The 25,990-nt window shown below is 71.6% G+C and carries 25 protein-coding genes; 14 read left to right on the top strand and 11 right to left on the bottom strand.

The genetic code is table 11. From position 1 onward, the window contains the following. Positions 1-337 precede the first annotated feature (337 nt). The gene (locus HW130_RS23305) at positions 338-634 is read left to right on the top strand and encodes a DUF4193 domain-containing protein (RefSeq protein WP_018848140.1); all 297 of its coding nucleotides are present in this window, start codon (positions 338-340) and stop codon (positions 632-634) included. 13 nt (positions 635-647) lie between these two features. After that, the gene (locus HW130_RS23300; RefSeq protein ID WP_177151623.1) at positions 648-1,592 is read left to right on the top strand and encodes a hypothetical protein; all 945 of its coding nucleotides are present in this window, start codon (positions 648-650) and stop codon (positions 1,590-1,592) included. A gap of 24 nt (positions 1,593-1,616) precedes the next feature. Here the strand turns inward: HW130_RS23300 and HW130_RS23295 are convergent, their stop codons facing one another. Next, a complete protein-coding gene (locus HW130_RS23295; RefSeq protein ID WP_177151622.1) occupies positions 1,617-2,075 on the bottom strand; it encodes a DUF3093 domain-containing protein in 459 nt (152 codons plus the stop codon). A 58-nt stretch (positions 2,076-2,133) separates the two neighbouring features. Here HW130_RS23295 and HW130_RS23290 point away from each other — a divergent pair, with 58 nt between their 5' ends. From HW130_RS23290 to HW130_RS23255, 8 genes are all read left to right on the top strand, one after another. Next, positions 2,134-2,754 (top strand): PaaI family thioesterase, encoded by a 621-nt coding sequence (locus HW130_RS23290; protein ID WP_177151621.1) that lies wholly within the window; start codon positions 2,134-2,136, stop codon positions 2,752-2,754. After that, the gene (gene dut / locus HW130_RS23285) at positions 2,754-3,266 is read left to right on the top strand and encodes a dUTP diphosphatase (RefSeq protein WP_177151620.1); all 513 of its coding nucleotides are present in this window, start codon (positions 2,754-2,756) and stop codon (positions 3,264-3,266) included. The genes HW130_RS23290 and dut overlap by 1 nt, the downstream gene beginning before the upstream one ends. Position 3,267: 1 nt before the next feature. Continuing rightward, positions 3,268-4,041: a DUF3710 domain-containing protein gene (locus HW130_RS23280; RefSeq protein WP_177151619.1), complete on the top strand. Its 774-nt coding sequence runs from the start codon at positions 3,268-3,270 to the stop codon at positions 4,039-4,041. 141 nt (positions 4,042-4,182) lie between these two features. Continuing rightward, on the top strand, positions 4,183-4,914 hold the full coding sequence (locus HW130_RS23275) for an ABC transporter ATP-binding protein (protein ID WP_177151618.1): 732 nt from the start codon (positions 4,183-4,185) through the stop codon (positions 4,912-4,914). A gap of 163 nt (positions 4,915-5,077) precedes the next feature. Beyond that, the gene (locus HW130_RS23270; protein ID WP_177151617.1) at positions 5,078-7,624 is read left to right on the top strand and encodes a sensor histidine kinase KdpD; all 2,547 of its coding nucleotides are present in this window, start codon (positions 5,078-5,080) and stop codon (positions 7,622-7,624) included. A 100-nt stretch (positions 7,625-7,724) separates the two neighbouring features. Continuing rightward, a complete protein-coding gene (locus HW130_RS23265; protein WP_177151616.1) occupies positions 7,725-8,408 on the top strand; it encodes a response regulator in 684 nt (227 codons plus the stop codon). A 33-nt stretch (positions 8,409-8,441) separates the two neighbouring features. Next, complete coding sequence (locus HW130_RS23260) at positions 8,442-8,867, top strand: OB-fold nucleic acid binding domain-containing protein (RefSeq protein ID WP_177151615.1); 426 nt, start codon at positions 8,442-8,444, stop codon at positions 8,865-8,867. 3 nt (positions 8,868-8,870) lie between these two features. After that, a complete protein-coding gene (locus HW130_RS23255) occupies positions 8,871-9,629 on the top strand; it encodes a DUF3159 domain-containing protein (protein WP_177151614.1) in 759 nt (252 codons plus the stop codon). Between the two features lie 82 nt (positions 9,630-9,711). Here HW130_RS23255 and HW130_RS23250 read toward each other — a convergent pair whose 3' ends face one another. Further along, positions 9,712-10,380: a TrkA family potassium uptake protein gene (locus HW130_RS23250; protein WP_177151613.1), complete on the bottom strand. Its 669-nt coding sequence runs from the start codon at positions 10,378-10,380 to the stop codon at positions 9,712-9,714. Continuing rightward, entirely contained in the window at positions 10,380-11,048 is a 669-nt protein-coding gene (locus tag HW130_RS23245) for a TrkA family potassium uptake protein (RefSeq protein WP_177151612.1), read from the bottom strand. Before HW130_RS23245 ends, HW130_RS23250 begins: the two co-directional genes overlap by 1 nt. Before the next feature lie 183 nt (positions 11,049-11,231). On the opposite strand from HW130_RS23245, the gene HW130_RS23240 reads away from it, so the two are divergent. Beyond that, positions 11,232-13,280, top strand: a complete 2,049-nt coding sequence (locus HW130_RS23240) for an APC family permease (protein ID WP_177151611.1) — start codon at positions 11,232-11,234, stop codon at positions 13,278-13,280. Between the two features lie 70 nt (positions 13,281-13,350). Next, entirely contained in the window at positions 13,351-14,679 is a 1,329-nt protein-coding gene (locus tag HW130_RS23235; protein ID WP_177151610.1) for a class I SAM-dependent RNA methyltransferase, read from the top strand. A gap of 449 nt (positions 14,680-15,128) precedes the next feature. Here the strand turns inward: HW130_RS23235 and HW130_RS23230 are convergent, their stop codons facing one another. From HW130_RS23230 to HW130_RS23220, 4 genes are all read right to left on the bottom strand, one after another. Further along, positions 15,129-15,782 (bottom strand): 4'-phosphopantetheinyl transferase, encoded by a 654-nt coding sequence (locus HW130_RS23230; RefSeq protein ID WP_177151609.1) that lies wholly within the window; start codon positions 15,780-15,782, stop codon positions 15,129-15,131. After that, entirely contained in the window at positions 15,779-15,910 is a 132-nt protein-coding gene (locus HW130_RS36140; protein WP_256356280.1) for a hypothetical protein, read from the bottom strand. The genes HW130_RS23230 and HW130_RS36140 overlap by 4 nt, the downstream gene beginning before the upstream one ends. A 545-nt stretch (positions 15,911-16,455) precedes the next feature. Beyond that, a complete protein-coding gene (locus HW130_RS23225) occupies positions 16,456-17,124 on the bottom strand; it encodes an SDR family oxidoreductase (RefSeq protein WP_177151608.1) in 669 nt (222 codons plus the stop codon). A 440-nt stretch (positions 17,125-17,564) separates the two neighbouring features. Beyond that, positions 17,565-18,269, bottom strand: coding sequence for a Clp protease N-terminal domain-containing protein (locus tag HW130_RS23220; RefSeq protein ID WP_177151607.1), 705 nt, complete (start codon positions 18,267-18,269; stop codon positions 17,565-17,567). A gap of 322 nt (positions 18,270-18,591) precedes the next feature. Here HW130_RS23220 and HW130_RS23215 point away from each other — a divergent pair, with 322 nt between their 5' ends. Continuing rightward, complete coding sequence (locus tag HW130_RS23215) at positions 18,592-19,539, top strand: ABC transporter ATP-binding protein (protein WP_256356279.1); 948 nt, start codon at positions 18,592-18,594, stop codon at positions 19,537-19,539. A gap of 165 nt (positions 19,540-19,704) precedes the next feature. On the opposite strand, the gene HW130_RS23210 is transcribed toward HW130_RS23215, so the two are convergent. Then, entirely contained in the window at positions 19,705-20,160 is a 456-nt protein-coding gene (locus HW130_RS23210; protein WP_177151606.1) for a hypothetical protein, read from the bottom strand. Between the two features lie 94 nt (positions 20,161-20,254). Continuing rightward, positions 20,255-21,607: a S1 RNA-binding domain-containing protein gene (locus HW130_RS36780; RefSeq protein WP_177151605.1), complete on the bottom strand. Its 1,353-nt coding sequence runs from the start codon at positions 21,605-21,607 to the stop codon at positions 20,255-20,257. Positions 21,608-21,793: 186 nt separating this feature from the next. Here HW130_RS36780 and HW130_RS23200 point away from each other — a divergent pair, with 186 nt between their 5' ends. After that, positions 21,794-23,011 (top strand): response regulator, encoded by a 1,218-nt coding sequence (locus HW130_RS23200; protein ID WP_177151604.1) that lies wholly within the window; start codon positions 21,794-21,796, stop codon positions 23,009-23,011. 17 nt (positions 23,012-23,028) lie between these two features. Here HW130_RS23200 and HW130_RS23195 read toward each other — a convergent pair whose 3' ends face one another. After that, positions 23,029-25,593 (bottom strand): ATP-binding protein, encoded by a 2,565-nt coding sequence (locus HW130_RS23195; RefSeq protein WP_177151603.1) that lies wholly within the window; start codon positions 25,591-25,593, stop codon positions 23,029-23,031. After that, on the bottom strand, positions 25,590-25,990 hold a 401-nt coding region (locus HW130_RS23190), incomplete at its 5' end, for a hypothetical protein (RefSeq protein WP_177151602.1). The genes HW130_RS23195 and HW130_RS23190, both read right to left, overlap by 4 nt.

Here is a 25,990-nt window from a genome sequence, read left to right as displayed (position 1 = left end):
CCGAAGGCGCCGATGTGCGATCGATCACAGAAGCGATTTTCAGGCCATATACTCTCCGTGATCGCACATCCTCCCGGAAAGCCGGACAAAGTCCGAGTTTCCGGGGGGTGGGATCACGGGAAGTACACGGGGTGGCGCCTGTGCAGCGCGCCCCGCGGACCGTGTACGGTCCCCATCGCCGTCCAACCCGATCACTCTTGAGGGGTCCGGTTGGGTGTCGATTGAGTAACAGACCTTGATGTGAGGCAAAATCTCCGCCTCAGGTCGGGCACAAGTCCGGCCTCTCACGCGTTACGTGCGCTGGAGACACCGCAGACACCCAGAGGGGGAGAGCGACATGGCAACGGATTACGACACCCCACGCAAGACCGATGACGACGTCGATTCGGACAGCCTTGAGGAACTGAAGGCCCGGCGGAACGACAAGTCCACCTCCACCGTCGACGTCGACGAGTTCGACGCCGCGGAGGGCATGGAGCTCCCCGGAGCCGACCTGTCCAACGAGGAGCTGGCCGTACGGGTCCTGCCGAAGCAGGCCGACGAGTTCACCTGCATGAGCTGCTTCCTCGTGCACCACCGCAGCCAGCTGGCGCGTGAGAAGAACGGCCAGCCGATCTGCCGCGACTGCGACTGAGGGCAGGTCGCCAGTGGCAGGCGAGACACCGTCCAGGAAGCGGCGCTTTCGGCGTCAGAAGCCACCGGAGGCGCACCAGGGCGGTTCGGGCCCGGCGCAGGACGCGACGGCGTCCACCGAGCACGATGCCGCCCTGCTGCCGCACGGCGCAGGTCACGACGTGGAGCGAGGCCGCTCGGCCTCGCTCGAAGCGGCGGGGCGACGCCTGGCCGCGGTGCGGCACGGCGTCGCCAGGGGCGGTGCGACCGCCCGGGTCTCGCTGGTGAAGACACGGCAGGGCGCCAAGGCGGCCCTGGCCCACCTCGCCGACCGCCTCATCGAGACCGCGCCGCGCGTCCCGGTCCGTGACCTCGACACGCTGCGCAGGCAGTTCCCGGGGCTCGGCCCCGAGCAGCTCGCCGACAAGCTCGTCGCGGGCGCGGCCAACGCGACATCCACCGTCGGCGCGGGGATCGGCGCTGCCGCGATGCTGCCCGTGCCGCCCGCCATGCCGACCGAGCTGGCCACGGAAGTCCTGAGCGTCGGGGCGATCGAGCTCAAGCTCGTCGCCGAGCTCCACGAGGTCTACGGGCTGCGCCCGCCGGGCGGCCTGAAGGACCGCAGCGCCGCGTATCTGAACTCCTGGTCGTCCGAGCGCGGGATCGACGTGACCAAGCCCTCGACGTACAACGCGTCGATGGGCGGCCAGCTCAAACGCCAGCTGCGCCAGCAGATCACGAAGCGCATGGTGCGCAACCTGCCCAACCTGATTCCGTTCATGGTCGGAGCGGCCGTCGGCGCGGTGATGAACCGCCGCGACACCCGCAGGCTCGCCGACCACATCCGCGCGGACCTGCGCAGACGGCAGGTGCCCTGGGATGCCCTGCCGCAGCTCCCGCCGCTCGAGCGGCCGAAGGACGCCCTGCCCGGAGAGGTGCTGGGGGAGACCCGGCAGAGCCCGCCCCCGGAGGAGCGCTGAGCGAGCCGCTCGGCAGGGCCCCGATCAGGCCGTGCGGACGGCTGTCACAGCCGCCGCCAGCTCCTGCGGGTGCCGCGTCGACAGGTAGACGTACGGCGTCGGGTCCGCCGGGTCGGTGACCTCGATGCGCACCGCCGTCGGCACATAGCTGCGCAGCAGCATGAACGCCCGCGGATCCGCCTTGTGCGACCGCCAGGCACGCGCCTCCTGCGGATCCAGCACTTCGGGCGTGCCGAGCGCCGACACCGGGATCCGCGCGTCACCGGCGACCAGCGAGCCGGCCACCACGCGAATGCGGGCCGAGCCGTACGAGCTGACCAGAGCCCCGGCGAGTGCCGCCGCCCCGATCAGGCCGCCGAGCATCGGCAGCGTCCCCAGCGGCAGCGCGACCAGACCGCCGCTGACGCCGGCGAGCGCGGTGACGACCCACCACGAACGGGGCGCGGTCAGGCGTTCTGAGTACTGCGGGGCGGAAGGCTGCATGAATCCAAGCTTGGCACGGCGCGACCGGCGGGTATGCGCGCGGGTAAGGTCTGCGCCTGTGAGTAACGCGAACCCCCAGGCGGCGACGTCCGGCCCCCCGGCCGGCTCCACGGCGCTGACCCCGCCCGCCGACGCCACGGCACCGGTCCGGCACCCCGACGCCCCGGCCCCCGGCGAGCTCCTCGGCGCGCACTACGACCACTGCTTCGGCTGCGGCGGTTCCCAGCCCCACGGGCTGCACCTGGCCGCCCGGGCCCAGGAGGGCGTACGCGTCACCGCCGAGTTCACCGTCAGGCCCGCACACCAGGGCGCGCCGGGCCTCGCCCACGGCGGGGTCCTCGCCACCGCGCTGGACGAGACGCTGGGCTCGCTGAACTGGCTGCTGCGCGTGATCGCCGTGACCGGCAAGCTGGAGACCGACTTCGTGCGCCCCGTGCCCGTCGGCACCGTGCTGCACCTCGACGCCGAGGTCACCGCCGTCGCCGGGCGCAAGATCTACTCGCGTGCCACCGGCCGGATCGGCGGCCCGGACGGACCGGTGGCCGTCCGTGCGGGTGCGCTGTTCATCGAGGTCAAGGTCGACCACTTCATCGACAACGGCCGTGCCGAGGAGATCCGGGCCGCCATGGCCGACCCCGACCAGATCAGGCGCGCCCGCGCCTTCGAGGTGAACCCCTGATGCGTGAACCCGTCGACGTACTGATCCGCCGTGTGGACCCCGAGGTCCCGCTCCCGGCGTACGGACACCCCGGCGACGCCGGCGCCGATCTCGTGACCTGCGAGGCAGTAGAGCTGGCGCCCGGCGAACGCGCCGTCCTGCCCACGGGAGTGTCCATCGCGCTGCCCGACGGCTACGCGGCCTTCGTGCATCCGCGCTCGGGTCTCGCCGCGCGCTGCGGAGTGGCCCTCGTGAATGCCCCGGGGACGGTGGATGCCGGGTACCGTGGGGAGATCAAGGTGATCGTGGTCAATCTGGACCCGCGTGAGAGCGTGCGGTTCGAAAGGTTCGACCGGATTGCCCAACTGGTCGTCCAGCAGGTCGAGAAGGTGCGCTTCCACGAGGTGGCGGAGCTTCCCGGCTCGGCGCGGGCCGAGGGGGGCTTCGGGTCCACCGGCGGTCACGCCGCCGTGGACGGCACTACGGGTGGGAATCGATACGCTTCGGTCGTATCCGACCGGGAAGGACAGTGACGTGTTCGGACGTCGCAAGAAGAGTGGTTCCGCCGGGGACACGGCGGCGGGCGAGGCCGAGCGAGTCGCCGACCAGTCGGACGAGCTCGGCACCGATGCCGAGGAGAGCGCGCCCCGCAGGGTGAACCTTCCCCCGGCGCCCCGGCCCGACGGCCCCTGGGACGTCTCCGAGGTCTCCAGGCCCGGCGACGGCAGGGTCGACCTGGGCGGACTTTTCGTGCCCGGGGTGGAGGGCATGGAGCTGCGCGTCGAGGTCGCCGGCGACGCGATCGTCGCCGCCACGGTCGTGCTGCGCGACAGCGCCATCCAGCTGCAGGCCTTCGCGGCGCCCAAGAAGGAAGGCATCTGGGGCGAGGTCCGCGAGGAGATCGCCTCCGGCATCACGCAGCAGGGCGGGATCATCGACGAGGTCGAGGGTCCGCTCGGCTGGGAGCTGCGGGCACAGGTGCCCGTGCAGCTGCCCGACGGCACGGGCGGCGTACAGCTCGTCCGCTTCGTCGGTGTCGACGGCCCCCGCTGGTTCCTGCGCGGCGTGATCTCCGGGCAGGCCGCGGTGCAGCCGCAGGCCGCCGGTCTGCTGGAGCAGATCTTCCGGGACACCGTCGTCGTGCGCGGCGACGGCCCGATGGCGCCCCGCGACCCGATCGTCCTCAAGCTGCCGGACGATGCCCAGATGGTGCCCGAGGGCGTCCAGCAGGAGGAGCAGGAGGGATCCCGCTTCTCCGGAGGCATGGGCCAGCTCCAGCGCGGACCCGAGATCACCGAGGTCCGCTGACACGACGTACAAGGGCGCGTGGGCCGCGATTCCCCTCCGAGGGAGCCGCGGCCCACGCGCCTTTGCGCGCACGGCCGTTGCCCGTGCGCATGGCCCCTGCACATACTGTGGCCCGGACGATCAGGACGTACGGGGGAACGCATGACCGAGAGCAGCAGCGCGCACGGCGGCACCGCCGTCATCGGTGACCGGGCCGGCGCACCGATGGTGCGGGTGGAGAACCTGCGCCGGTCGTACGGCACCGGCGCCGCGGCCGTGCACGCGCTCCGCGGCGTCTCCTTCGAGATCCCCCGCGGCGAACTCGTCGCCCTCAAGGGCCGCTCGGGCTCCGGCAAGACAACGCTCCTCAACCTCGTCGGCGGACTCGACTCCCCGGACGAGGGCCGGATCACCGTCGACGGCATCGACCTGTCGGGGCTCGGTGAGAACGGTCTCCTGGAGCTGCGCCGGGACCGGATCGGCTTCATCTTCCAGTCCTTCGGCCTGATCCCGATTCTGAGCGCGGCCGAGAACGTGGGCGTGCCCCTGCGCCTGCGCAAGGCGGATCCGCGCGAGCGGGAGGAGCGGGTTCAGCTGATGCTCGCCCTCGTCGGCCTCGCCGACCACGCGGCGCAGCGCCCCGGCGAGCTCTCCGGCGGGCAGCAGCAGCGCGTCGCCATCGCGAGGGCCCTCGCCAACCGCCCCGCCCTGCTCATCGCCGACGAACCGACGGGCCAGCTGGACGCCGAGACCGGGCTCTCGGTGATGGAGCTCCTGCGCGCCGTCGTGCGCAGCGAGGGGGTCACCGCCCTGGTCGCCACGCACGACGCCCAGCTGCTCGACCTCGCGGACCGGGTGCTGGAACTGCGCGACGGCGAGATCGTCGAGCACTGACGGGCCGCGGCCGGCACAGGCCGGGGCGCGTCAGAATCACGTCAATACGCTCCGGGGAGTCCTCCGGCGTCCCTTTCACCCCCTCGGTTCGACGTAGGGTCGACGCTGCGCGGGCAGCGGCCGACGCCGCCGCTTGATGCGGCACAGAGAAGACAATGGGGCCATGGGACGCGGCAAGCTTCGGATCTACCTGGGTGCGGCGCCCGGAGTCGGCAAGACGTACGCGATGCTCTCCGAGGCGCACCGCCGCGTGGAACGCGGCACGGACTGCGTCGTCGCGTTCGTGGAGCCCTACGACCGGCCGCGCACCGAGGCGCTGCTCCACGGACTGGAGCAGGTGCGGCGCCGCGAGATCACCCACCGCGGCGCCGTCTTCGCCGAGATGGACGTCGACGCCGTGCTGGAGCGCCGCCCCGCTGTCGCCCTCGTCGACGAACTCGCCCACACCAACGTGCCGGGCTCCCGCAACGCCAAGCGCTGGCAGGACGTCGAGGAGCTGCTCGCCGCCGGCATAGACGTCATATCGACCGTCAACATCCAGCACCTCGAATCCCTCGGGGATGTCGTCGACTCGATCACCGGTGTACCGCAGCGGGAGACGGTCCCCGACGAGGTGGTCCGCAGAGCCGAACAGATCGAACTCGTCGACATGGCACCTCAGGCGCTGCGCCGCAGGATGGCGCACGGCAACATCTACAAGCCGGACCGGGTGGACGCCGCCCTGTCCAACTACTTTCGCCCCGGCAACCTCACCGCACTGCGCGAGCTGGCCCTGCTCTGGCTCGCCGACCGGGTCGACGAATACCTCCAGCAGTACCGGGGCGAGCACAACATCCGCTCCACCTGGCAGGCACGCGAACGCATCGTCGTCGGTCTCACCGGCGGACCCGAGGGCCGCACCCTGATCCGGCGCGCGTCCCGGATGGCGGCCAAGGGCTCGGGCAGCGAGATCCTCGCCGTCTACATCGCCCGCAGCGACGGGCTGACCTCCGCGTCCCCCAAGGAACTCGCCGTCCAGCGCACGCTGGTCGAGGACCTCGGCGGCTCCTTCCACCACGTGATCGGCGACGACGTGCCGTCCGCGCTGCTGGAGTTCGCGCGCGGGGTCAACGCCACCCAGATCGTCCTCGGCTCCAGCCGCCGCAAGTCCTGGCAGTACCTCTTCGGCCCCGGCGTCGGGGCTACTGTGGCCCGCGACTCCTGGCCCGACCTCGACGTCCACATCGTCACCCACGACGAGGCCGGCAAGGGGCGCGGCCTGCCCGGGGCCCGCGGCGCCCGGCTCGGCCGCTCCCGGATCGCGGCGGGCTGGGCCGCCGGCGTCGTCGCGCCCGTGCTGCTCGCCTTGGTGCTGACGGGCATGGAGAACGGCCCCGGCCTCGCCAACGACGTCCTGCTGTTCCTCTTCCTCACGGTCACGGCGGCACTGATCGGCGGGCTGCTGCCCGCGCTCGCCTCCGCCGCCGTCGGATCACTGCTGCTCAACTACTACTTCACGCAGCCCACCCACACCCTCGACATCGCCGAGCCGCACAACCTCGTCGCCATCGTGGTCTTCTTCGCGGTGGCCGTGGCGGTCGCCTCCGTCGTGGACCTCGCCGCCCGCCGCACCCATCAGGCTGCCCGGCTGCGGGCGGAGTCGGAGATCCTCTCCTTCCTCGCCGGCAGCGTGCTGCGCGGCGAGACCGCGCTCGACGCGCTCCTCGAACGGGTCCGGGAGACCTTCGCGATGGAGTCCGTGGCCCTCCTGGAACGCGCCGGCGGCATCGAGCCGTGGACGTGCACGGCGAGCGCCGGACCCGATCCCGCGGCCCGCCCCGAAGACGCGGACGTGGACATGCCCGTCGGCGACCACATGGCGCTGGCCCTCTCCGGCCGCGTACTGCCCGCCGAGGACCGCCGGGTGCTCGCCGCGTTCGCCACCCAGGCCGCGGTCGTCGTCGACCGCCGGCGCCTGGTGGGAGAGGCGGAGGCGGCCCGGGCGCTCGCCGAGGGCAACCGCATCCGCACCGCACTGCTCGCCGCCGTCAGCCACGACCTGCGCACCCCGCTCGCGGGGATCAAGGCGGCGGTCTCCTCGCTCCGGTCCGACGACGTTGCTTGGTCCAAGGAGGACGAGGCCGAGCTGCTCGCCGGCATCGAGGACGGCGCGGACCGGCTCGACCACCTGGTCGGCAACCTGCTCGACATGTCGCGCCTGCAGACCGGCACCGTCACCCCGCTGATCCGCGAGACGAGTCTCGACGAGGTGATCCCGCTCGCCCTGGCCGGCGTACCGCCGGAGAGCGTGGTCCTCGACATCCCCGAGTCGCTGCCCATGGTGGCCGTCGACCGCGGGCTGCTGGAGCGGGCGGTGGCCAACATCGTCGAGAACGCCGTCAAGTACAGCCCCGCCGGCACCCCCGTCACCGTCGCGGCCAGCGCTCTCGGGGAACGGGTCGAACTGCGGGTCGCCGACCGCGGCAGCGGAGTGCCCGACGAGGAGAAGGACCGCATCTTCGAGCCGTTCCAGCGCTACGGCGACGCCCCGCGCGGCGCCGGCGTCGGCCTCGGCCTCGCCGTCGCCCGGGGCTTCGTCGAGTCCATGGGCGGCACGCTCACCGCCGAGGACACCCCCGGCGGCGGCATGACCATGGTGCTCACCCTGTGCGCCGCTCCGGGACACGGCAGCAAGGGCACCGCCGGACTGCCCGCGCGGGCGGCGACATGACGCCGCGCGGCGCGCCCGGCGCCCGCCTGCCCGGCCAGGCCCCTCGGCCCGCGCAGCAGACCCAGCCCTCCCAGCCCACTCAGCAGAAAGGCGGACCGGTATGACCCGGGTGCTCGTGGTCGACGACGAGCCGCAGATCGTCCGCGCCCTCGTCATCAACCTGAAGGCGCGCAAGTACGAGGTGGACTCGGCCCCCGACGGCGCGACCGCGCTCGACATCGCCGCCGCCCGTCACCCCGACGTCGTCGTTCTCGACCTCGGCCTTCCCGACATGGACGGCGTCGAGGTCATCAAGGGTCTGCGCGGCTGGACCAGGGTGCCGATCCTGGTGCTCTCCGCGCGCCACTCCTCGGACGAGAAGGTCGAGGCGCTCGACGCCGGCGCCGACGACTACGTCACCAAACCTTTCGGCATGGACGAACTACTGGCCCGGCTGCGTGCCGCCGTCCGCAGGGCCGAGCCCGTCGGCAGCGGCGAGGAGGTGGTCACCGTCGAGACCGCGACCTTCGCCGTCGACCTCGCGGCGAAGAAGGTGAACCGCGACGGACGCGACGTACGTCTCACGCCCACCGAGTGGCATCTGCTGGAGGTCCTCGTCCGCAACACCGGCCGCCTGGTCAGCCAGAAGCAGCTGCTCCAGGAGGTATGGGGCCCTTCGTACGGGACGGAGACCAACTACCTCCGGGTCTACATGGCGCAGCTGCGCCGCAAGCTGGAGGCCGACCCCTCGCACCCGAAGCACTTCGTCACCGAGCCCGGCATGGGGTACCGCTTCGAACGTTGATCCGGCCCCTGCGGGGGCCGGTAGGCTTTCTGTATGAGTGCTGTACCCCGTCCGGAGAACGCGGCGAAGGACAACAGGGCGTCGAAACCCGCCGGCCGCTTCCGCCGCATGCTCGACCGGCTCTCCAGCTCGCAGCAGGATCTCGAGTCGGAGGAGCTCCAGGAGGACGCCCAGGCGTCGGGGTGCACCCGTATCAGCGACTGCGGTGACCGCCAGATAGTCCGGGTCACTGGTACCTTGCGCACCGTCACCCTTCGTCCGCGGGCCGGTGTGCCCGCGCTGGAGGCGGAGCTCTTCGACGGCACGGCCCCGCTCGACGTCGTCTGGCTCGGCCGCCGGTCCATCGTGGGCATCGAGCCGGGGCGCAGGCTGATCGCGTCCGGCCGGATCTCGATGAGCCACGGCCGCCGGGTGCTGTTCAATCCCAAATACGAACTCCGACCGCTCGGACAGGAGTAGCCGGTGACGTCTGTCGACAAGCCGACCCCCACGACGAACGACCAGCAGAAGGACAGCGCGCAGGGCCCCGCCGATGCGAAGGCGGTCACCGAGGCGGCGCTGTTCGAGGCGTTCGGCGGCGTGCGCGGCATGGTGGAGACGGTCCTGCCGGGCCTGCTCTTCGTCACGATCTACACGATCAACAAGGACCTGCACATCTCGGCGATCGCCGCGCTCGCGGTCTCGCTGGTGCTGGTGGCCGTGCGGCTGGTGCGCAAGGACACCGTGAAGCACGCCTTCAGCGGCGTCTTCGGCGTGGCCTTCGGTGTCGTCTTCGCGATGATGACCGGCAACGCGAAGGACTTCTACCTGCCGGGCATGCTCTACACGCTCGGGCTCGCGCTGGCGTACATCATCACGACACTGGCGGGCGTGCCGCTGATCGGTCTGATTCTCGGCCCGGTGTTCAAGGAGAACCTCTCCTGGCGCACCCGCAACCCCGGCCGCAAGAAGGCGTACGCGAAGGCCAGCTGGGCCTGGGGCCTGATCCTGCTCGCCAAGTGCGCGATCCTGTTCCCGCTGTACTGGTGGGCGGACACGACGCAGCTGGGCTGGGTCCTGGTCACTCTCAAGATCCCGCCGTTCCTGCTGGCCGTGTACCTGACCTGGCTGTTCCTGGCGAAGGCGCCGCCGCCGATCGACGTCTTCGCGGAGATGGAGGCGGAGGAACGGGCGGAGAAGGCCCGCAAGGCGGCGGCACAGACCCACGGCGGCGACGCGTAGCCTCAACGGCTCGCGCATACGGGACGGCCCGGAACCGATCGGTTCCGGGCCGTCCCGTATGCGCGAGGGTGCCGCCGGGTCGTCAGGACTCGCGGCGGACGGAGAGCAGGTCCTCCAGTTGCTCCTCGCGCGCCTGGGCCGCCACGAACAGCAGTTCGTCGCCCGCCTCCAGCGTCTCCTCCGTGCTCGGGGTCAGGACCCGGGGGCCGCGGATGATCGTGACCAGGGAGGTGTCCTCCGGCCATGCCACGTCGCCCACCTGCGTACCCGCCAGCGCCGACTCCGGCGGCAGCGTCAGCTCGACCAGGTTCGCGTCGCCGTGGCTGAAGCGCAGCAGACGCACCAGGTCGCCCACGCTCACCGCCTCCTCCACCAGCGCCGACATCAGACGCGGGGTGGACACGGCCACGTCCACGCCCCAGGACTCGTTGAAGAGCCACTCGTTCTTGGGGTTGTTCACCCGCGCGACGACCCGCGGCACCCCGTACTCCGTCTTCGCGAGCAGCGACACGACCAGGTTCACCTTGTCGTCGCCCGTCGCCGCGATCACCACGTTGCAGCGCTGCAGCGCCGCCTCGTCCAGCGACGTGATCTCGCACGCGTCGGCCAGCAGCCACTCTGCCTGCGGCACCCGCTCCACCGAGATGGCGGTCGGGGCCTTGTCGACCAGGAGGACCTCGTGCCCGTTCTCCAGCAACTCGCCCGCGATGGAACGCCCCACCGCGCCGGCGCCCGCAATAGCCACCCGCATCAGTGACCGCCCTCCTCAGGACCCTCCGCGAAGGCCGCCTCGACCTTCGCGATCTCGTCCGTACGCATCATCACGTGCACGAGGTCGCCCTCCTGCAAGACGGTCTGCGACGTCGGCAGCACTGCTTCGCCCAGCCGGGTGAGGAACGCGACACGTACGCCCGTCTCCTCCTGCAGCCTGCTGACCTTGTGGCCGATCCATGCCGGCGACGTGTGGACCTCCGCCAGCTGCACCCCGCCACTCGGATCACGCCACAGCGGCTCCGCGCCGGACGGCAGCAGCCGCCGCAGCATCTGGTCGGCGGTCCAGCGGACCGTCGCGACCGTCGGAATGCCCAGGCGCTGGTAGACCTCCGCGCGGCGCGGGTCGTAGATGCGCGCGGCCACGTTCTCGATGCCGAACATCTCCCGCGCCACCCGGGCCGCGATGATGTTCGAGTTGTCGCCGCTGCTGACCGCGGCGAACGCGCCCGCTTCCTCGATCCCCGCCTCGCGCAGGGTGTCCTGGTCGAAGCCGACTCCGGTGACGCGGCGGCCGCCGAATCCCGATCCCAGGCGACGGAAGGCCGTGGGGTCCTGGTCGACGACGGCGACCGTGTGCCCCTGCTGCTCCAGGGTCTGCGCGAGGGCGGCTCCCACTCGCCCGCACCCCATGATGACGATGTGCACGACCGTCCTTCCGGCTGTCACTGATCCTGTCTCGCTGTCAGGGCCCTCCAGGGTCTCAGACCGCTGCCCTAGCTAAACACGCGCGGTCGCCCCTTGGTCCCGGGTGTCACGGGGAGACAGGATTCCGTTAAGGCCCGGGTGGGAAGTGGGCATGACTCATTTCGAACGCTTACGATCCTCCCCGTGTCCAAACTGACCGACGTGCCCAAACGGATCCTGATCGGCCGGGCGCTGCGCAGCGACAGGCTGGGGGAGACACTCCTCCCCAAGCGCGTTGCACTCCCCGTCTTCGCCTCCGACCCGCTCTCCTCTGTGGCGTACGCCCCTGGCGAAGTCCTGCTGGTCCTGTCCATCGCGGGTGTGTCGGCGTACCACTTCAGTCCCTGGATCGCCGCGGCGGTCGTGGTGCTGATGTTCACGGTCGTCGCCTCCTACCGGCAGAACGTCCACGCCTACCCGAGCGGCGGCGGCGACTACGAGGTCGCCAACACCAACCTCGGCCCGAAGGCCGGCCTCACCGTCGCCAGCGCGCTGCTCGTCGACTACGTCCTGACCGTCGCCGTCTCCATCTCCTCCGGCGTGGAGAATCTCGGCTCGGCCGTCCCGTTCGTCGTCGAGCACAAGGTGCTCAGCGCCATCGTCATCATCGTGCTGCTGACGCTGATGAACCTGCGCGGCGTGAAGGAGTCGGGCAAGCTCTTCGCGATCCCGACGTACGTCTTCGTCGCCGGCGTCTTCATCATGATCCTCTGGGGCGCCTTCAAGGGCATCGTCCTCGACGACACCATGCGCGCACCGACCGCCGACTACGAGATCAAGCCCGAACACCAGGGCCTCGCCGGCTTCGCGCTCGTCTTCCTCCTGCTGCGCGCCTTCTCCTCCGGCTGTGCGGCGCTCACCGGCGTCGAGGCGATCAGCAACGGCGTCCCCGCCTTCCGCAAGCCCAAGAGCAGGAACGCCGCGACCACGCTGCTGCTCATGGGCGGCCTGGCCGTCACCATGTTCTGCGGCATCATCGGCCTCGCCATGGCCACCGACGTCAAGATGGCCGAGCACCCCGCCACGGACCTGGTCGTCGACGGAGCCCCGGTCGGCGCCGACTACGTCCAGCACCCGGTGATCTCACAGGTCGCCGCCGCCGTCTTCGGCGACGGGACGTTCTTCTTCGTGCTGCTCGCCGCCGCCACCGCCCTCGTGCTGTTCCTGGCCGCGAACACCGCGTACAACGGCTTCCCGCTCCTCGGCTCGATCCTCGCGCAGGACCGCTACCTGCCGCGTCAGCTGCACACCCGCGGTGACCGGCTCGCCTTCTCCAACGGCATCGTGCTGCTCGCCGGCGCGGCCATACTTCTCGTCTGGATCTACGGGGCCGACTCCACCAAGCTGATCCAGCTCTACATCGTCGGCGTCTTCGTCTCCTTCACGCTCAGCCAGACCGGCATGGTCCGGCACTGGAACCGGCACCTGAGGACGGAGCGGAACAAGGCCAAGCGCCGCCACATGATCCGCTCCCGCGCGATCAACACCTTCGGCGCCTTCTTCACGGGCCTGGTGCTGGTGGTCGTCCTCGCCACCAAATTCACGCACGGCGCCTGGGTCGCCCTGCTCGGCATGGTGATCTTCTACGGAACGATGACCGCGATCCGCAAGCACTACGACCGGGTCGCCGAGGAGATCGCCGCACCCGACGAGCCGAGCGACGACAGCGTGCGCCCCTCCCGTGTCCACTCGATCGTCCTGGTGTCCAAGGTCCACCGGCCGACGCTGCGCGCCGTCGCGTACGCCAAGCTGATGCGCTCCGACAAGCTGGAGGCGCTGAGCATCAACGTCGACCCGGCCGAGACCAAGGCGCTGCAGGCCGAGTGGGAGCGGCGCGGCATCAACGTCCCGCTGAAGATCCTCGACTCCCCGTACCGCGAGGTCACCCGCCCGGTCATCGAATACGTCAAGAGCCTCCGCCGCGAGAGCCCGCGGGACGCGGTCAGCGTGATCATCCCCGAGTACGTCGTCGGCCACTGGTACGAGCACCTGCTGCACAACCAGAGCGCCCTGCGTCTCAAGGGCCGGCTGCTGTTCACGCCCGGCGTGATGGTGACCTCGGTGCCGTACCAGCTCCAGTCCTCCGAGGTCGCGAAGAAGCGGGCCAGGAAGCGCCAGGAGTGGAACGCGCCCGGCTCGGTGCGCCGCGGTCCGGTCGACGAGCGCCCCAAGCAGCCGGCCGCCAAGAGCTGAGCTGCGGGCCACGTAGACTGGTGGGCTGCCGCTCCGGCAGCCCCCGTCTCACCTCTGGAGTCACCTCGTCATGCAGAACGCACCTGATTCTTCGCTGATCGGGGAGGAGTACGAGGTCGAGGTCGGTCCCGTGGCGCACGGCGGCCACTGCATCGCCCGCACCGACGAGGGTCGCGTGCTGTTCGTCCGGCACGCGCTCCCCGGCGAGAAGGTCGTCGCCCGGGTCACGGAGGGCGAGGAGGACTCCCGCTTCCTGCGCGCCGACGCGGTGCGCGTCCTGGAGGCGTCCAAGGACCGCGTCGAGGCCCCGTGCCCCTACGCCGGACCCGGCAAGTGCGGCGGTTGCGACTGGCAGCACGCCAAGCCGGGTGCGCAGCGGCGCCTCAAGGGCGAGGTCGTCGCCGAACAGCTGAAGCGCCTCGCGGGCCTGACGCCCGAGGAGGCCGGCTGGGACGGCACCGTGATGCCGGCGCCGGGCGACAAGGTCCCGGCCGGCGAGGTGCCCGCATGGCGCACGCGCGTTCAGTACGCGATCGACGCCGAAGGCCGGGCCGGACTGCGCAAGCACCGCTCGCACGACGTCCAGCCCATCGAGCACTGCATGATCGCGGCGCCGGGCGTCAGCGAACTGGGCGTCGAGAAGCGGGAGTGGCCGCAGATGGCCACGGTCGAGGCGATCGCGGCGACCGGCTCGAACGACCGCCAGGTCATTCTCACCCCGCGCCCCGGCGGGCGGCTGCCCCTGGTCGAACTGGACAAGCCCGTCTCCGTGCTGCGCGTGGACGAGAAGGACGGGGGAGTGCACCGCGTCCACGGCCGCGCCTTCGTCCGCGAGCGCGCGGACGAGCGCACGTACCGCGTCGGCATGGGCGGCTTCTGGCAGGTGCACCCGCAGGCAGCGGACGTGCTGGTGAAGGCCGTGATGCAGGGTCTGCTGCCTCGCAAGGGCGACATGGCACTCGACCTGTACTGCGGCGTGGGCCTGTTCGCCGGGGCCCTCGCGGACCGGGTGGGCGAGAAGGGCGCGGTGCTCGGCATCGAGTCGGGCAAGCGCGCGGTGGAGGACGCCCGCCACAACCTCCAGGACTTCGACCGCGTCCGCATCGAACAGGGCAAGGTGGAGCAGGTCCTGCCGCGTACCCGGATCACCGAGGTGGACCTGATCGTCCTCGACCCGCCGCGCGCGGGCGCCGGCAAGCAGACGGTCAGGCACCTCGCGTCCCTGGGCGCCCGCCGCATCGCGTACGTGGCCTGCGATCCGGCGGCGCTGGCGCGGGACCTGGCGTACTTCCGCGAGAGCGGCTACAAGCCGCGCACACTGCGGGCGTTCGACCTGTTTCCGATGACCCACCATGTCGAGTGTGTCGCGATCCTTGAGCCTGCCGAGAAGGGCAGCTGACCTGCTGTTTCTCCGAGCGTGCATGATGGGCGTTACGTGCGTTGGATGCGAGATCTTGACGCATGTTCGACGTGGAGGACTGGGCTGAGATCTATCGGCTACAGCAGTCTGAGGGGCTGTCGGCCTGGGCGGTGGGCCGGCAACTGGGGACTTCCAGGAACACCCTGCTGAGGGCGCTGGCACCGGACCGGCCGCCGCACTACCGGCGGGCTGGGGAGGGTTCGGCGGTGGACGCGGTGGAGTCCGTGATTTGGGAATTGTTGAAACGGACTCGGATGATGCCGATCGCTGTGATCGCGGAGAGGACCGGCTGGGAGCGTGGGCTGACGGTCGTGCGTGGGCGGGGCGCGAGCTGCGGCCGGCCCATCTTGCCGATGGCTCCCGTTCGCGGGCCTTCTGCCAGCCCTGCGGGCTCGCCCACTGGTCAACCGGAGCCGGCGGCGAGGCCCCTACACCTGCTCCACGGCCACGGCTGTGAGCACATGGCCGCTGTCGGCGGCCCAACGTCCGTGCACACAGGCGAGTTCGGGCGGGGCGGGGACGAGGACGCGGGCGGTGAACGTGCCGTCTGGGGCGAGTTCGAGGAACGCCTGCTGGAAGTCCAGCCAGCGGCGGGTCACCGGGTACCACGCCTTGTATACGGACTCCTTGGCGCTGAACAGGAGACGGTCCCATGCGGGCCCGGCCGCCGCGGCGGGTAGGGCGGCAAGTGAGGCCAGGGCGGAGCGTTCCTCGGGGCGGGTTATGGCCTCCAGTATCCCTTCCGGAAGCGGGGAGTTGGGCTCGGCGTCGATGCCGAGCGCGGTAATCTCATGGGCGTGGGTCACCGCGGCGGCACCGTAGCCTGCGCAGTGCGTCATACTGCCGACGACCCCGGGCGGCCAGCCCGGGGCGCCCCGCTCGTCCGGGAGCAACGGAACCGGAGCCAGGCCGAGCGCGGCCAGCGCCTCGTGGGCGCAGGCGCGGACGGTGGTGAACTCGTTGCGCCGTTTCGGGACGGCTCTGGCGATGAGCGCCTCTTCCTGAGGGGACAGAGTGATGTCCAGCCGATGGGTGAAGGACTGAACGGCGCGGGCGGCGGGGGGCAAGAGGGAGTCGATCATGCGACGGTTTCCGTGTTCGCGTACGTGGTGGTGTCGGGCCGGTGCAGGACCTGCTGAGCCAGGTCGAGGCACGGCCCGAAGCGGCGCCACTCCCGCGGGTGGCTGAGGGGTACTTCTTCGAACGGCACGCCGTCGTAGACGGTGTTGCGGGAGAGGTGTAGAAGCCCGTAACGCAGGTCCGTACATCGAAGTGGGTGTGCCAGTGTGCGGTGCGCACCATGCCGAATTGCCGCATCAAGCTCCTGATGGGGCAGCGTGTCAGCGGCCAGTGATTGACCAGGGCCAGGAATGTGTAGTCGTACAGACTCACCGACGTCGCTGGCGACGATCAGCCAGTCGTCGGGGGCGCCGACTTCAACTCGCCCGCGAGATCCGGCATTTCGGCGTGGGAGATGCGCAGGATGCTGAATGCCCGTAAGGCTCGCCCCCCATGTGATGGGCATAGGCGGCCGCGTGCACACGGACCGTCCCCTGCCGTGGCCATCCGGACCGAGCTTCCGATGACGATGCGGCGGGGGTTGTTCATGTCGTGGTCCTTCCTCGGTTTCAGTACGGGCTGGAGGGGATGCTTGTGCCTCCGCAGTCAGGTCCGGTTCCGGTGACGGGACTTCGCACGCGGAAGGCTCCGGGGAACTCCTAGCGGGGCGCGCGGGGTGGCCGTCCGGCACGGCGGTCACGAGATCGACATGCCTCCGTCGATGGACAGCACCTGACCGGTCATGTAGTCGGCGTCCAGCAGCAGTTCGATGCCACGGGCCACCTCGTCGGGCGTGCCCATGCGGCCGAACGCGGTCCGCGCCACGAGCGTGGCGCTGACCTCGGCCGGCAGCTCCTCAGTGAGCGCGGTGGCCATGAGGCCGGGTGACAGCGCGTTGACCGTCACATTGAACCGCCCGCACTCCAGGGCCAGGCTCCGGGTCATCCCCAGCACACCGGCCTTGGCCGCCGAGTACGCCGTCTGGCCCCGGCTGCCGAGGAGGCCGGCGGGCGAGACGACGTTGATGATGCGTCCCCAGCGGCCCCGCAGCATGTCCGGGAGTGCCGCCCGGCAGGTATGGAAGGTGCCGATCAGATTGACGGCGAGGACGCTGATGCCTCCCAGCTCAGCGCGTACCCGGTCGACCATGTCCCGGGTGGCAGCCCAGTCGGCGACGTCCGCCCGCACGAGGGTGCTCGGCCCGCTGAGCTCGGCCGCTGCCTTGCGGGCCCGGTCCTCACCGCTGGTGTAGTGCAACGCCAGCCGGTAGCCACGGTGGTCGAGGACCCGTGCCACGGCGGCGCCGAGCGCTCCCGAAGCGCCGGTGACGAGAGCGACACGGCCGTCGGTACCCGGCGTCGCCATCAGACCGGCGCTCCCGTACGCGCGCCGGCCGGCCGGCGCGGCGCGGTCAGGGAGGCCGCCGGTGCGAGGCTTCCCACCGCGGTCTTGCGTTGACGTGCCCTCCGTAAGCGCCGAAGGCCGAAGATCCGCGTCCGGTCGAAAGCCATCACACCACTCTCCGCATGTACGGGGTCGGGAAAGGGAGACGGGATCCGATCCTCCGCGGGAGGTCCGGCCGCCATCGCACCCGGGTAGGCGGTTCACAGCGCACAGGGCGCGACGGGCCGCGTCCGGCAGGGGGTCGGCGCGGGGCGCGAGGACATCCGGGTGGGGTGTCACCTTTGACAGGCTCCACCTCGCCCGGAGCTCCCGTTCCGTAACCGTTCGGTTCCCGTGCCGTTCCCATTCCGGGAGTCCGCCGCTGTCAGCCGACGTCCGCGGACGGACGCGGTCGGTTTCCGCTACGAGGCGACGGACGATTCGTCGGCGGCTTCCGCCACGAAACGCTCGGCCGCCGCCGTGTCGACGCCCAGCGAGGCCAGGACCCCGGCGCCGTCCTCCTCCTCCAGCAGCCCCAGCAGCACGTGGCCGGTGCTGACGTTGTCCTGGTCGAGGCGGAGGGCCACTCGCGACGCCAGTTCCAGCGCCTTCTTCGCGCGGGCGTCGTACGGGATCAGCACCGGATCGGCGTCACTGCGCGGCGGCAGGGCGGCCACCGCCGTGTCCCGCGCCTGGTCGAGGTCGATGCCCTGCGCCAGCAGGGCGCCGACCGCACTGCCCTCGGTGCCGAGCAGGCCGAGGAGGACATGCGCCGGGACGATCTCGGCGTTGCCGGCCGCCTTGGCCTCGTTCATGCCGGCGATGATCGCGCTGCGGGCGGGCTGGGAGAACTTCTCGAAGGCATTCGACGGCTTGGCGTCGGGCTTGCCGACGAACCGCTTCTGGGCTGCCTGCCGGGTGACGCCCATGCTGCGGCCGATGTCGGTCCAGGACGCGCCGGAGCGACGGGCCTGGTCGACGAAGTGGCCGATGAGATGGTCGGCGACCTCGCCGATGTGGTCGGCCAGCAGGATGGCGCCGCTGAGCTGGTCGAGGGCGGTGGTGTGGTTCTCGGTGATCGCCGTGATGAGCTCGTCGAGCTTGACCGGCGGAGTGATCTGCGTCATGGTGTCAACCATAGGTTGTCAGTCGGGTGGTGTCAACCCGAGGTTGTCATTTCTCTCGGTCGGTCCTGGGCCGGCGTGGCCGCCGCGCTCCGCGGCGGCCACGCCCCTTGCAGACGATCGCGCGGCGGCCCGCACTCCTACCAGGTGACCGGCATCTCGGCCGCACAACCGGCAGCGGCACAACTCCGAGCACCACCGGCAGGTCACCGGCACGTACTACGACGCCAACGTCCGCACCGGGCGGATCAACTCGATCTACACGCCCAGCACCCAGGTCGTCGGTGTCGCGGGACAGCTCGCGCTGCTGGCCATCGGTGCCGGCATGGTCGCCGACGGGGAGCTGACCATCGGCGAGCTGGTGGCGTTCCTGCTCTCCCTGGGCGCCTTCTTCCAGCCCATCCAGCAACTGGTGCAGCTCTACAACACGTACCAGCAGGGGCAGTCGTCGATCGTGAAGCTGAGGCAGCTCCTGAGCACCCGGGCGGAGGTCGAGGAGGCCCCCGGAGCCGTCGACCTGCCGAAGGTCGAGGGTGAGATCGTCTTCGAGGACGTCACGTTCGGCTATGTTCCCGACCGGCCGGTGATCTCCGATGTGTCGCTGGACATCCGGGCCGGTGAGACCGTGGCGTTCGTCGGTCCGACCGGTGCCGGCAAGTCCACCCTCGCCAAGCTGGTCACCCGGTTCTACGACCCGGGCTCCGGCCGGATCCTCATCGACGGGCGCGACCTCCGGGACGTGCGGATAGAGTCCCTCCGCCGGCAGATCGGCGTCGTTCCGCAGGAACCCTTCCTGTTCGCCGGGCCGCTCCGGGACAACATCCGTTTCGCCGTCCCGGACGCCTCCGACGACCGGGTCCGGGAGGCGCTGCGGGTGGTCGGCCTGGTCGACGTGGTCGAGCGGCTGCCCGACGGCCTCGACACCGTCGTCCAGGAGCGGGGCCAGTCGCTGTCCTCCGGCGAACGGCAACTCGTCGCCCTGGCACGGGCCTTCCTGGCCCGGCCCCGGGTGCTGGTCCTGGACGAGGCCACGTCCAACCTGGACCTCCAGTCCGAGACCAAGCTCGAGCAGGCCCTGGACGTGCTGCTGGAGGGCCGCACCGCGATCCTGATCGCACACCGGCTCTCCACCGCGATGAAGGCCGACCGCATCGTCGTCGTCGACGAGGGCCGCATCGTCGAGGTCGGTGCGCACGACCAGCTCCTCGCCGCCGACGGCAAGTACACCCAGATGTACGCCACCTGGACCAGTCAGGCCGCCGAGGTCCACTGAGGAACCTCGCGAGTCCCGCTCCCGGCCGCGGAGCGGGCCGCGAGCGTCCGGGCTACGGGCACGAAGACATGGTCCGGCCGGTGACGAAGGCGGTCTTCCCCGCGAGTCCGAGATCTATGGCGGCAGCCCGGCAGCCTCCGGGCGACCGTACAACCTCGGCATCCGTCAGCCCGGAACGCCCGGCAGGCCCGGGGCGATGTGGGCGGCGAAGACGGCGCAGTGCAGGGCCGCGAAGGCCCAGGGGACCAGGCGTTCGGTCCGGCCGAGTTCGAGGAACCGGGATGGCAGGGCCGCCTGTTCGTCGGTGTAGGGGGCCGCCGGGAGGCGGGTCTCCAGGGCCAGGACGGTGCGGAACTTCGCCCGGTTGAGGTCGCGGTACGAGCACAGCTGCAGCCACCAGACGGTGGACAGCAGCAGGGCGAGGGCGAGTTCGGCGGCCGCGGTGAGCGGCGTGGCCGGGAGCGCGGCGGCGACCGTCGCCAGGGTGGTCTGCACGGCGAGGAAGTAGGCGTTCGCCTTGCCGCGGCGCACCGAGATGCGGTCGGCCATCTCGGCCACCAGCTTGTACAGATCCAGCAGGGTCTCGTCGGTGGATGCGCCGGGGGATGCGTTGATCGACATGTCGGGTTCTCCTTCGGGGTGGGTGTGCCTTGTGGGGCCGGGCGCCCCCGGGGCGCCGTGGTGTCACGGCGCCCCCGGGGAGGGGAGAGAGGGGTCAGGCGGCCTGAGGAAGGTCCTCCGGCCCGCCCTTGGCCTCGTCGGGCGAGACCTCGGCCTCGTTCCTGGCCTCGTCCTCGGGCTCGACGTCCCGGACGCAGACCTTGTCCTGGTGGAGGTTGATGCTGCTCACCTCGAGGTCGAGGATCTCGCCGAGCTCGATCCCGCCGTGGTTGAGGTCATGCCGCAGCTGTCCGCTCATCGCGGAGCAGTGCAGGAACACCGGGCGCTCACGGCAGGCGACCCGCAGCAGCACATAGCCGCCCTGGCCCTCCGGGACGACCTTCACCACCTCGCCCTCCAGCCGCTCTTGCAGCGCCACCCCGGGCGACGCCGTCCCGGCCGACGTCGCCCCGGAGGACGGAAAGGGCACCACAGGCCGGCCCCGGCCCTGCGCCCTGCGCTGCGCCAGAGCCAGGGTGGCCCGGCGCCGGCGGCTCTCCACCGACAGCACCGTCACCTCCACCTGGCTCCCCGGGGTGAACTCCGTCCCGGCCGGCAGCGAGCTGCGCGGCACCAGGCCGTTGACGGGCCCGGAGATCCGGACGAACACCCCCGCCTGCCGCACGCTGTGCACCGTGCCGGTGAAGGTGTGTCCCACCGGGTGGGTGGCCTCCAGCTGGCGCCAGGGGTTCTGCTGGCCGCTGAGCAGCGTGTACTTTGTGCCGCCCGCCGGGAGCATCTCGAAGGCGCCGTCCAGCCACTCGCCCACCGTGCAGAACCGGGTCATGTCGGTGACGATCCGCGACCAGTCGACATCCTCGCCGCTGAGCACCCCCAAGGTGCCGTCGGCGGCCCGTACCACCGCGAAGTCCGCGGAGACGCTGACGACCTGGGCGCGGGCCGGGGTGACCCCGCCGGTCGCCAGCGGGATCAGCGCCATCTCCTGGACGGGCTCCAGGCGCACCGCCTCCAGCTGCTGCCGCAGTTCCGCCCGCATCCGGGCCATGTCCGCGTACAGCGGGGTGTACGGGATGTGGCGCAGTCCGCGGACGTCGCTGGGGATGTCGTCCGCGTGCTGCGCGAGGTAGATCATGCGCTTGCCGATCAGCTTGGCGGCCATGTACTCCATGGCCACGTTGGGCGTCCGGCAGGAGAAGTCGACGATGCAGACCTCGGCCTGCTGGATGCCGCGCCACACCACGTCCAGCACGTTGGCCGGGCCGTAGACGCTGTCGGCGCGGACCGGCGTCATGCCGGCCTCCGTGACGACCGGGCTGATGACTTCCTGGAAGTGCCAGTCGAAGTCGAACGTGTCGTCGTTGCGGAGGGTCTTGTTGCCCATGGGCGTGATGACGAGAGCATTGCCGGGAACGGTCTGCTCGTCGCGGGTGAGTCGGATGTCATGCACGGCGGTTGCCTTCCGGGAGGAGGCGCCTGCTGCGCCCCGTTGATACGAGACTCCCGGGCACAGCCGGTTTTTCCCCGCTTCGTCCGCTGAGCTTCCGCGGCCCCTCTCCGCCAGCCCCGGGCGCGGGCTCAAAGCGACCTCAACGTACGACCAGCACGCGCGCGTTGACCGCGGCACAATTGACGTATGACAGACATGGGGGAGCAGTGGCGCATCCGGGTCCTGGGAGACCTCGCCGTCGAGCGGGACGGGACACCGCTGGAGACGCCCGCCGGGCTCACCGGTGCGGTGCTGGTGGTACTGGCGCTGCGGTTACGGTACGGCGTGCGGGAGCAGGACGTGATGGCGTGGGTCCGTGACGGTGCCGGGCGCCCCGCGATCGCCTCCGAGGCGGCGCTGGCCCAGCACTTCAGCAGTCTGCGCCGGACCACGCTGCCGGTGCCCAAGCGGGCCAAGGGCCGGCCGTACACCCTCGACCGGCAGGCGGTCCGGGTCGACGCCGAAGAATTCATCTCGGGCGTGGGGAAGTTGCGCGATCTGCCCGGGCCACCGGGCCCGGCGGAACTCGCCCCGCTGATCGGCCTGTGGCACGGTGACCCGCGCGTCTGTCACCCGCAGGTCGAACCCGACCGCTGGAACGCGGTGTTCACGTCCCGCGACCGGCTGCTGGAGGTGCTCGGCGGTTCGGACCCCGAGGTCCTGCGCCAACTCGACGGCCTGGAAGGGTTCCTGGACTTCTTCCCCGGTGACCGTCTCTGCGACCCGGTCCGGGAGCGGCTGCGGGCCGGCGAGCGGCGGCGCGTTCTGGTGGTGGAGGACCAGATGGCCGACCTGATCGAGGGCGCGCTCGAGGGCTTCGGGTTCTCCTGTCTCACCGTCCGCTCGCTGAACGAGTGGTGGCAGTTGCAACGCGATCGGGAGGCCGAGGTGAGGCAGCTCGCCGGGGCGCTGGTGGACCTGCATCTGACCCCGGGGCTGGACGACCGGTGGGGCCTGGAGGTCGTGGCGTGGCTGGCCCGCCACACCGAGGTGCCGGCCTCGCTGATGACCATGGCACCGCCGTCAGGCGACCTCTACGACAGCACCCTGGTGCAGCGGGCCCGTTACCGCCTGGTCGGCATCATCCACAAGGGCACGCCCCAGGTCGACCTGACGGTCATCAGGACGGCCGCCGATGCCCTGGTGTCCCAGGACCCGAAGTACCGCAGAAGGCGGGCCGAGACCTGGCTGGAGTGGGCGGCCCTGCGCGCCGACGAGAAACTGGACGCCGGGGGCAGCGGCCGGAACGCGGCGCTGCAACGATGCCGCCAGGCTGCCGACCGGGTGCGCGGGACCCTCCGGAACGGCACGGTGGAGGAGGCGGAACGTGAGATGCGCGCCTTCCTCCAGCAGTACCCGGGCTGAGGGCCGAGCAGCCGCCGTCAGCGCGCGACGGGCAGCCGGACCCGCAGATGGGCGCCGCCGAGCGGGGAGCGGTCCAGGATGTCGAGCCGCCCGCCGGCCTCCCGTAGCAGCCCCCGCGTGGCCGACAGCCCGGTGCCGCCGGTGCCGTGCCGGGACAGGTGCTCGCCTGTGCGCAGCAACTCCCGTTCCTCCTCGGTGAGCCCGGGCCCCGTGTCCTCTATGTCCACCTGGAACCACCTGCCGGTCCCGGCCGGGCCGCCGTCCTCGTCGGGCCGCCGGAGCCGCACCACGACGTCCGGGCCGCCGCGGACCGCGTCCGCGGATCCGCCCGCCCGCAGTGAGCGCACCGCCTGGGCCGCGTTGCGGATCAGGTTCTCGAACGCGGTCTCCAGGCCGATGCGTACGGCCAGCACCGGCGCCCCGCCGGTCGGCTCGCTGCGGAAGGTGATCCGTACGCCCTCGTTGAACTCGACATCCCGGGTGACCTTGAGCAGCAGCTCGCCCAGGTCGTGCAGGGTCGGCGGCGCCTGGTGGCCGGAGACCGCAGTGCGGATCTGCTCCCCGCCGAGTCGGGGCAGCATCTGCATGACCCGGTTCACCTCGGCAGCCGCGGAGCCGTCGAGTTTCTCGCCGAGCGCACCGAGACTCGCCAAGATGAGCGCCAAGTCGTTGTCGGCCTGGTGCGCGTGGTGCCGCACCGCCTTCTCGGTGCCCGCGGCACGGGTGAAGGCCCTGGCCTCCTCCAGACGCTGCAGCAGGACTTCCACAGCCGCGGCGGCCTGCTCGCTCGCGCCCTCGGAGAGCAGGGCGCCCAGGCCGGCCCGCAGGGTGCGGTAGCCGCTGGTGCCGTCGGGGAGCGCCACGCGCCGCAGGAGACCCTGTCCGCACAGCCGGTCCAGGACCTCCTCGGCGTCGAAGAGCTGCCCGGAGCGCCGGGGGAAGTCGTCCGGCAGGCCGGCCAGCGGGAGATCGGTCAGGATGTCGGCGGCCCAGAACGGCTCCTCCGGGTGCAGGGCGTACGCCAGGCCCAGCGCGGCCCGTTCCTCGGCGGGGAGCCCATCGATCACCTCGGAACGCACCCGGGCCCGGAATTCGGGGGTGCGGACCAGGGCCAGTCCGGTGTGGCCGAGCCGGCCGTCGGCGGACCGCTGCGGCAGCACCTCGTCCAGCAGCATCCGCATGACCAGCGGATGGCCCTCGGACTCGTAGTCCAGGGCGTGCACGCCGGCCGCGTCGGGGACCACGGCGTGCAGGTCGAGGAGCCAGGCCAGCGCCTCGCGCGGGGTGCCGCCGTTGAGGGCGATGCCCGCGCCGGGGAAAGCCAGGGCGCACGGGCCCAGCCGGGGGACCAGCAGGCGCAGCAGGTTGATCCGCCGGTGGGCGGGCGCCGACAGCAGACCGGCCGGCGGCGGGGCGAGGACGCGCAGCAGCTCCACGGCGGTCAGCGCCGCGACACCGGCTGGTGTGGCCGGGGCCGGACCGGCCGTGGGCACGAACCAGACCAGCGGCCGCGACAGTTCGTCGGGTGGCGGCGCGTCGGTGGCGGAGACCCACAGGCCGACCCCGGCGGGGTCGGTGATCGGTAGGTGGGGCAGTCGGGCGTCGTCGAGCCCGGTCAGCAGGGTGTGGTAGCCGTTGTCCCGGAAGGTCACGGGTTTGCGTACGTCCTCGCCGAGCACCGCGCTCAGGCAGGAGGCGAAGTCGGCGACGGAGGTCTCGTGGCGGTCCGTGGCGAGGGCGCGCAGCGACTGCAGCAGCGGGACGTCGGACTCGCCGAGGCGGACGTAGCGGGTCAGATAGTCGTGCCGCGGCGGCACGGATTCGGGCGGGTAGTGGCTGAGGATCTCCGTGAGGCCGCGGCCGAGCGCGGGGTCCCAGCGGGGCGGGCGGGGCACCCAGGCGGGGCTGCTGCCGTTCATGTCGATGTCCTCTGCCGTCAGCAGCCTGCGGGCCGCCTCGAACTCGTTGGCGTCCAGGCAGGCCAGGACCGCCGCGGCGTGGGCCTCGGACAGCTCCGCAGCGCCGAGTTCCGCGCGCAGTTCCTGCTGCTGCCGCTGCTCGGTGCGGTGTACGGCGGCCTCGGCCTCATCGAGCAGGGCCGTCGCCTCGGCGCGCCGGCGCAGCGCGGCCTCCTCGGCCCGCCGTGCCAGGTCCGCCGGGAGGGCGGTCGAGCTGCGGGAGGCGCGCCGGCGCAGCAGGGTGACCCGGGACCGTACGGTGGCGAGGGCCTCCTGCTGGGCGGCGTCGAGTCGGACGTCGAGGCCGGCGCGTACGTCCCGCAGGAGGGCGGTGCCGGCTGGGCCGGCGGGGGAGTCGGCGGTGTCCAGGAGGTCGGCCACGACGGTGAACTCGCCTCCGTCGACCAGGCGGTGCACTCCCTGCGCATCGGTCATCGGTTCTGCCAGGCCCCGCAGCACCAAGGCGGCCGCCTCGCCCGGGGCGAGCGTCCGGCCGTCGGCCAGGGCGATGGCGAGTCCGGGGTGCCGACTGCGGCCCGCCCAGTCCCGCAGCACCGTGTCGAGCAGCGGCCCGGCCTGGTCGACGGGGTCCGCGGGGCCGGCAGAGTCTGCGGGTACGGTCATGAGGCCCTCCAGCGGGCGAGCAGTTCCAGGTCGCCGAGGAAGTGCCGGGCCAGCATGCCCTCCGGCCCGTCCGGCTCCTCCAGCGTGGCCGCGGCGTTGGTGAGTTCCGTCCAGTGCCTGGCCAGCCAGGTGCCCAGCTCCTCGGCGCCCGGTGGGGCGGCACCCGTCGCGGCGGCCGATCCCGCCGTCCCGAGGAGGTCGTCCACCGCGGCCACCACCGGGTTCAGCCGCTGCAGGTAGCGCTTGAGGTGGCCGCCGAACATCAGGGTCCCGTGCTGGGAGGCGCCCCGCCCGGCGGCCAGCACCAGTTGCTCGGCCGGAAAGGCCCCGGGCCCCTCGCGCCACTCCCGGAGTTCGCCGTCGCCGCGGCCGGCGACGATCCGGCCCAGCTCGGCGA

It is taken from the genome of Streptomyces sp. PKU-EA00015 (genome assembly GCF_013387495.1).
In the GTDB taxonomy this organism is placed as follows: domain Bacteria; phylum Actinomycetota; class Actinomycetes; order Streptomycetales; family Streptomycetaceae; genus Streptomyces.
This window is presented reverse-complemented; position numbering and strand designations above follow the sequence as displayed.

Bases quoted from the DNA above. Each gene is read 5' to 3' on its own strand.
- HW130_RS23305 (WP_018848140.1), top strand. From the start codon at position 338: ATGGCAACGGATTACGACACCCCACGCAAGACCGATGACGACGTCGAT.
- HW130_RS23295 (WP_177151622.1), bottom strand. From the start codon at position 2,075: ATGCAGCCTTCCGCCCCGCAGTACTCAGAACGCCTGACCGCGCCCCGT.
- dut (WP_177151620.1), top strand. From the start codon at position 2,754: ATGCGTGAACCCGTCGACGTACTGATCCGCCGTGTGGACCCCGAGGTC.
- HW130_RS23275 (WP_177151618.1), top strand. From the start codon at position 4,183: ATGACCGAGAGCAGCAGCGCGCACGGCGGCACCGCCGTCATCGGTGAC.
- HW130_RS23270 (WP_177151617.1), top strand. From the start codon at position 5,078: ATGGGACGCGGCAAGCTTCGGATCTACCTGGGTGCGGCGCCCGGAGTC.
- HW130_RS23265 (WP_177151616.1), top strand. From the start codon at position 7,725: ATGACCCGGGTGCTCGTGGTCGACGACGAGCCGCAGATCGTCCGCGCC.
- HW130_RS23260 (WP_177151615.1), top strand. From the start codon at position 8,442: ATGAGTGCTGTACCCCGTCCGGAGAACGCGGCGAAGGACAACAGGGCG.
- HW130_RS23250 (WP_177151613.1), bottom strand. From the start codon at position 10,380: ATGCGGGTGGCTATTGCGGGCGCCGGCGCGGTGGGGCGTTCCATCGCG.
- HW130_RS23235 (WP_177151610.1), top strand. From the start codon at position 13,351: ATGCAGAACGCACCTGATTCTTCGCTGATCGGGGAGGAGTACGAGGTC.
- HW130_RS23230 (WP_177151609.1), bottom strand. From the start codon at position 15,782: ATGATCGACTCCCTCTTGCCCCCCGCCGCCCGCGCCGTTCAGTCCTTC.
- HW130_RS23225 (WP_177151608.1), bottom strand. From the start codon at position 17,124: ATGGCGACGCCGGGTACCGACGGCCGTGTCGCTCTCGTCACCGGCGCT.
- HW130_RS23220 (WP_177151607.1), bottom strand. From the start codon at position 18,269: ATGACGCAGATCACTCCGCCGGTCAAGCTCGACGAGCTCATCACGGCG.
- HW130_RS23215 (WP_256356279.1), top strand. From the start codon at position 18,592: ATGGTCGCCGACGGGGAGCTGACCATCGGCGAGCTGGTGGCGTTCCTG.
- HW130_RS23210 (WP_177151606.1), bottom strand. From the start codon at position 20,160: ATGTCGATCAACGCATCCCCCGGCGCATCCACCGACGAGACCCTGCTG.
- HW130_RS23200 (WP_177151604.1), top strand. From the start codon at position 21,794: ATGACAGACATGGGGGAGCAGTGGCGCATCCGGGTCCTGGGAGACCTC.
- HW130_RS23195 (WP_177151603.1), bottom strand. From the start codon at position 25,593: ATGACCGTACCCGCAGACTCTGCCGGCCCCGCGGACCCCGTCGACCAG.